This window comes from Rhodovibrio sodomensis (assembly GCF_016583645.1).
Taxonomy (GTDB): Bacteria; Pseudomonadota; Alphaproteobacteria; order Kiloniellales; family Rhodovibrionaceae; genus Rhodovibrio; species Rhodovibrio sodomensis.
On sequence record NZ_NRRL01000183.1, the window covers coordinates 1 to 6,204 of the forward strand.

7 protein-coding genes are annotated in these 6,204 nt (G+C 61.6%); 1 reads left to right on the top strand and 6 read right to left on the bottom strand.

Annotated elements, in window-relative coordinates; genetic code table 11:
- Positions 1-187: 187 nt before the first annotated feature.
- The 3 genes from CKO28_RS26335 to CKO28_RS26345 all read right to left on the bottom strand — a co-directional run bounded on the left by CKO28_RS26335 (position 188) and on the right by CKO28_RS26345 (position 2,906).
- Positions 188-481, bottom strand: coding sequence for an ABC transporter permease subunit (locus CKO28_RS26335; RefSeq protein WP_200344232.1), 294 nt, complete (start codon positions 479-481; stop codon positions 188-190).
- Between the two features lie 114 nt (positions 482-595).
- Positions 596-1,873 (bottom strand): substrate-binding protein, encoded by a 1,278-nt coding sequence (locus tag CKO28_RS26340; RefSeq protein WP_200344234.1) that lies wholly within the window; start codon positions 1,871-1,873, stop codon positions 596-598.
- A 145-nt stretch (positions 1,874-2,018) separates the two neighbouring features.
- Complete coding sequence (locus CKO28_RS26345) at positions 2,019-2,906, bottom strand: nitrilase family protein (protein WP_200344236.1); 888 nt, start codon at positions 2,904-2,906, stop codon at positions 2,019-2,021.
- 215 nt (positions 2,907-3,121) lie between these two features.
- On the opposite strand from CKO28_RS26345, the gene CKO28_RS26350 reads away from it, so the two are divergent.
- Positions 3,122-3,724, top strand: a complete 603-nt coding sequence (locus tag CKO28_RS26350) for a cupin domain-containing protein (protein WP_200344238.1) — start codon at positions 3,122-3,124, stop codon at positions 3,722-3,724.
- A gap of 494 nt (positions 3,725-4,218) precedes the next feature.
- Here the strand turns inward: CKO28_RS26350 and CKO28_RS26355 are convergent, their stop codons facing one another.
- The 3 genes from CKO28_RS26355 to CKO28_RS26365 are packed head-to-tail and all read right to left on the bottom strand — an operon-like array spanning position 4,219 to position 5,815.
- Positions 4,219-4,458: a thioredoxin family protein gene (locus tag CKO28_RS26355; protein WP_200344240.1), complete on the bottom strand. Its 240-nt coding sequence runs from the start codon at positions 4,456-4,458 to the stop codon at positions 4,219-4,221.
- Between the two features lie 20 nt (positions 4,459-4,478).
- Positions 4,479-5,441, bottom strand: a complete 963-nt coding sequence (locus tag CKO28_RS26360) for a permease (protein WP_200344242.1) — start codon at positions 5,439-5,441, stop codon at positions 4,479-4,481.
- Positions 5,432-5,815 (bottom strand): metalloregulator ArsR/SmtB family transcription factor, encoded by a 384-nt coding sequence (locus CKO28_RS26365; RefSeq protein ID WP_200344244.1) that lies wholly within the window; start codon positions 5,813-5,815, stop codon positions 5,432-5,434. Before CKO28_RS26365 ends, CKO28_RS26360 begins: the two co-directional genes overlap by 10 nt.
- Positions 5,816-6,204 lie beyond the last annotated feature (389 nt).

A 6,204-nucleotide genomic window follows, 5' to 3' on the forward strand; every position in this document is an offset into this window, starting at 1 on the left:
TGGGCATTCCACACGTTCTCGGCCAGGGCCAGGTAGCGCACGATCGAGCCGTCTTTCCGGCGCCGCTGGGTCGTCCGCAGGTACATGCCTAGACCCTGGGGCGCCGAATCGCGCACAGTCAACGCCATATCGGCCAGCCGTGTGTCTAGTCGGATGAACGCTTCGGCCATCCGCCGATCCAGGCACATCAACGACTTAGACCGCAGACCCCCGGCGCTGCGTGTCCAGTGACCGCGAACTCAGGCCAGACCAGACCGATCAACCCAACGCCCAGCGCCGCCAGGATAACGGCGATCGGGAACGGTAAGCCTGCGACACTGGTCGTCCACCAGGCGAAGTAAGCGCCGAGCGTGAGCATAGCGCCATGCCCCATGTTAATGACGCCGACCAAGCCGAAGATGATCGCCAGCCCGAAGGCTGCCAGCGCAAGCATCATCGTTATAAGGAACACGTCGACACCGACGCTTAAAACCATTTCCATGCCGGCTCCGTTAACACGGCTCGTTTCGGGATTGCAGTCACGCCCAATGCCCGTGGTGTACGCCGGTCTCGGCCGGCCGTCGTCGTTCGACGGCCGGCCGACGACCACAACGCCTTAAAGCGGAAGAGACTCGCAGCGCGCTGTAAGCGGCTCCACCGACTGGAACGACTGGATCTGCTGGAACATGTCGTTCACGGAGGTCCAGTCGGGGGCGACCTGCATCAGATACGACGGCAGCACGAGCTGGTTGTCGACCTCACGCATGCGCACCGGCCCTTGCGGCGCGTCCTCGAAGGTCATGCCCTTTAGGTTCGCCCTCAAGGCCTCCGTCGACACTTCACCGGCAGCCTCCATGGCCTTTGCGGCCATGTGGGCGGCGTTGTACATCGCCACGCCAACCGTGTTCATCAGCGCGTCCTGACCGTATTCGGCCTTGAATCGCTCGAGGAACGCCTTGTTGTTCGGGTGCTCGATGGACATGAAGTAGTCGAAGCTGACATAGTCGTTCTTGGATACGTCCGGCCCCAGACCCGACGTGACGACCTCTTCGTCGTCCACGGTCCAGAGCGGAAAGTCTTCCTTCATGCCCGCACTCGCCAGCTGCTGACGGAAGTTCACGGTGTCGCTGCCCGTCAACGAGTGGAAGATCAGGTCGCAGCCGGAGTTCCGGATGTCGCGAAGCACGGAATCGTACTGCGGGGTGTTGAACGGGATGTACTGCTCGCCGACAACCTCACCCCCGAGTTCGGCGAGCTTCCGCTTGGTCATCTCGTTCGTCACGCGTGGCCACGCGTAGTCGGAGCCGATCATGAAGAACTTCTTGCCGAACTTCGTCGTCATGTACTCCATGTGCGGCCAGACCTGTTGGGTGGGCTCGGGGCCGAACATGAAGATGTTCGAGTTACACACGCCGGGGTGGTATTCCTGCTTCTGACCTTCGTAGAAGGTCGGATAGAGCAGGATTTTGTTCGCTCCGTCCACGACCGGGCCGGCCGCGTTCCGTTCGGCGCTGGAGAACGTGCCCGCCAGAAAGTCCACACGCTCGCGACGAATCAGCCGGTTGGCCTGCTCGACGACCACCCGCGGTTCGGTCTTGCTATCACCGACGACGATCTCAATCGGTCGGCCCAGCACGCCGCCGGCCTCGTTGATCTCCTTCACCGCCAGTTCAAAACCAGCCATGTGCGCCTTGCCGTAAACGGTCCAGGCACCGGTTAGCGGCGAGATTACCCCGACCTTGATCGGGGCGGCGCCACGCGCGTGTCTGAGAATACCCGGCGCCGAAAAGGTAGCGGCAACACCGGCCGTCGCAGCCATACCGCCGAGCACGCGCCGGCGTGTAATGGTGGTGTTCACTCCGCTAAATCGAGAGTCATGCTTCGTATCCGTCATCGGTCGCCTCCCATTTGTGAAGCCTCGCCCGCCGCCGGATCATTGTTCGGTTTTACGGCAGGCAAATCGTCTACGCTGCACGCAGCGGAACGTCGTTTTTAGGCTCTGGCCGCGTAAATCAGTTGCTCGACGCCCTGAGACACGCTCAGTGCCAACCAGGCCGATGCGAACTGCCCAGCATTTCGCCGTAGACGTCGCGTCGGCGGTCCCGAAGCGGCTGGTTGTACTCGTTCCAGTTCCGCTTTCGCCGGGCATCCGAGAGATTGACGTCGGCGTAGAGTACTTCTTCCTGGTCGTGGGATGCTGGCCCACCGATTGGCCAACCCGTATAGCTGACGATCAGGCTTTGTCCGACGAAGGGCTGCCCACGCTCGGTGCCGATACGGTCCGCAGCGGCGATAAAAATCGAATTCGCATGGGCCGCCGCCATGCAAAGGATGTTGGCCATCGCCTCCCGGTTCGGGTCCTGACCGGGGATCGGGACCCAATTCGTCGGCACGCACACGAGATCGGCGCCTTGAAGGGCTGCCAACCGGAAACTCTCCGGAAACCAACTATCATAGCAGATGTTGGTCGCGATCCGGCCGAGCGGCGTGTGCCAGACGGGGAATCCCAAATCGCCTGGCTCGAAGAAGAGGTTTTCTTCATTCCAAAGGTGAACCTTCCGAAAGGTGCCGACGTGACCTTCCGGACCGAACATCACCGACGAGTTGAAGAGCTTATCGCCGACACGCTCGTCGAAGCCCGTAACGATCCAGCAACCGTGATCGCGGCACAGCTTCATGAAGGTCTTGGAAGTCGGGCCTTCGCCGACCGTTTCCGATAGTTCGAACGCCTCGTCGCGGGTTTCGAACACGTACCCGGAGTTCGCCAACTCCGGGAGGACGATCAACCGGGCACCTGCCTTGGCTGCCTGCTCAACGTACCCTGCAGCCTTTTCCACATTGCCGGCAACGTCGCCGACGTGCGGCTCCATCTGGACGCATGCGATTCGAACGACGGCTTCACGCCGCCCTTTCTTCCCCTCCGACATCCTAGCCTCCCTGCACGCCCGATCGACGGACTGACTTGCCATTGCAAAACCGTCGCACCGGGTGGAAAGTCCGTCAAGTGACTTGAATTCGAATAAAGCGCTTTGACAAAGAGCCTAGGTCGGGTGGCGCCCAGCTGTTGCGGCAGCCATCCCTCCTACTTAGAAAGCTGACCGTCGAGCGTACGCGCGTTCCATGGATCGTCGAAGTGAGAGACATGGCGACATCAGATACACCTAAGACATCGGAGGCTCCGACGGATCACGCGGATATCGGCCAGCGTGTTCGCTACCTCCGCCTCATCAAGCGCATGCGTCTTCGCGATCTAGCGGATGCGGTGGGATGTTCCGAAAGCTTGGTCTCAAAGATCGAGCGTAACAAGTCGACCCCATCGCTACACATGTTGCATCGAATCATGGCAGCGCTTGATTCGAATATTGCTTCCTTATTCGACACCCGTGACCAACACGAAGTGACCGTTTTCTGGCCTGACGAACGCCCGATTGTTCAGGTTTATCAAAACGCGAGTGGACCTGGGATTCGTCTTGAGCGCTTAGCTCCCACTCATAATCCTCGTATACTGGATGGTAATATTCACAACGTGGATCCCGGCGCAGACAATGGCGGTGAGATCAAGCATGAAGGCGAAGAAATTGGTTACGTGCTGTCAGGCGAACTGGAATTGACCGTCGCTGGTCAAATCTTCCACCTCATCGAGGGTAGCTCGTTCCACTTCCGGTCGAATCTACCCCACTCATACCGTAACCGCGGTCAGGCCGTCGCTCGCATACTTTGGATCAACAGCCCTCCGACATTTTGAAATTTCCGGAAAACATTTCGTCGCAACGCCGAATTTCAACGGGTATCGAAGCGTGGCTGGGGCGCCAGGATTCTAAGCGCCAGCCGCCGAAAACCGCGGAATTCCGGGCCTCTCGCCGGTTGCGCTCCCAGGAGCGCACAGACGATTCCGACGGTCAAGCGGAACCGTCAGAACCCGTAAATCACGCTTTCGTCGCCGCAAGATTCTCGGTCCCCCACGCGATCGCCACCAAGCGGCCCGCTCACGACAGAACGGATCGTACACCCGAGGTGTGAGGACCTGCGATATGAGCGCGTTGCCCGACAGGACATCGCCACACGCTGGGCTGGCCACGCTGACCGGCGTAAGCATGGTAACTTCGTTTTCCTCGCTGATGGCTACCAAGTCATGTCGCGGCACCGCTGGACCGCCCACTCGTCGTACGCCATAAGTGGGTTTTTACGCCATCACGGTAACGGCAGCTGCGGATCGGCAGGGTCGAACGTCCTGCCGGTCTACACTTTTTGTCTCAACCAGCTTTCGACGTCGCGCTCGGACGGCTTGCCGCCGCTGTGGACGAGCTTGCCGTCGATCGCCACAGCGGGCGTCGACATCGCGCCGTATTCCATGATCGTGGCGGCGTCGGTCACCTTCTCCACCGTGGCGTCGAGCGACAGTGCGCGCGCCTTCGACCGAATCATTTCCTCGGTCTGAGAGCATTTCTTGCAACCCGGGCCGAGCACCTTGATATCCATGGTTCGGATATTCCTCTTTCCTACAGGATCGCGTTGAAAAGGTAGCCGACCGCGATGAAGGCGGTCGCCATGAAGCCCGCGTAAGCGGCCAGGCCGCGCACCGTGATCACCTGGCGCAGCAGGATGAACTCCGGCAGCGACAGCGCGACCACGCTCATCATCAGCACCAGCGCGGTGCCGATCGGCACGCCCTTGCCCAGCAGCGCGTCGACGACCGGGATCACGCCGGTCGCGTTGGCGTAGAGCGGGATCCCTGCAAGGACGGCCGCGGGTACCGCCAGGAGGTTTTCAGCGCCGGCGTACTGGGCGAACACCTCCTGGGGGACGAAGCCGTGCAGCCCGGCCCCGATGCCAATACCGATCAGGACGTACAGCCAGATCCGGCCGAGGATCTCACGCACCTCGTCCCGGGCGAAGCGAGCGCGTCCGCTCAGGCTGGTGTCCGGCAGGTTGCCGGCACCCTGCGCGGTGCGGACCTGCCAGACGAAGTCCCGCACGAAGCGCTCCAGATGGAAGCGGTCAGTCAACCAGCCGCCCAACGTGCCGACCGCCAGGCCGGTCGCGACGTAAAGCACCGCAACCTCCCAGCCGACCACCCCGGCCAGCACCACCACTGCGACCTCGTTCACCATTGGGGAGGCGATTAGGAACGCCATGGTCGCGCCCATCGGGATGCCCGACTTCAGGAAGCCGATGAACAGCGGCACCGAGGAGCAGGAGCAAAACGGCGTCACTGCGCCCAGGCCCACCGCCATGCCGTAGGTCGTCCCGCGCGAGCGGCCGGCAAGGTAGTCGCGCACCCGTTCAGGGGTCATCACACTGCGGAACAGACCGACCAGAAACACGACGGCGACCAACAGGACGAAGATCTTGGTCGTGTCCCCGACGAAGAAATGCACCGCGTCGGCCAGCTTGGTGCCGTCCGACAAGCCCAGCAGCCGGAAGGTGACCAGGTCGGCGAGTCGTTCGAAAATCACAAACATCGCGCGGGCGCTTTCGGTGCCTCATTACGCGCCACCGGCCGGCCCACCCGCTTCGTGCTGGCAGCCAAACGATCGAGGTCGGCCAGGTGGTCGGGATCGTCCGCCGAAGCGGCCACGGCTGCCTCGACGATCCGCGACAGCCAGACCGGGCGATTGGGATCGAGGCGGTAATGCAGCCATTGCGCCTCCCGCCGGACGGTCACGATCCGGGCCGTGCGCAGCGTCGCCAGATGGCGCGAGACCTTCGGCTGAGAGACGTCAAGCGCCTGGACCAGTTCGCAGACGCAGAGATCCCCCTCTCGGGCCACCAGCAGGACGGAGCGCAGCCGCAGCCGATCCGACAATGCGGCGAATATGTGCTGGACGCTTTCCATATTCTTTATATATGGCTCAACGCATATATGCTCAAGTGCATATTACGCGCATCGGAATGACAGACCGTCGCACCAAGCCCCACTCCAACGTGCGCAGGGGCAATGTCGCGGTATCCAAGAGCGGTCTACTGCACAGTGAACATTTCCGTCCCATTGAGCCACGGCCCCATGACGATGTCCCCGTAGCGTCGGCCACGCGGTTTGAGAGGAAGGTCTGGTACAGGCGTTGCCAGATGTTGAGCGGCGTGAACGGCTCCATCCCCTCGCAAGAAACAGGCCTCAGCCGGTCGCGGGGATGGGTTCGAGTTGCACGGCATAACCGAGTTCCTTGAGACGGCGCACGAGGCGGCTGGTCTGGTGTTTTTTGTCCAGCTTATCGAAGTGGTCCG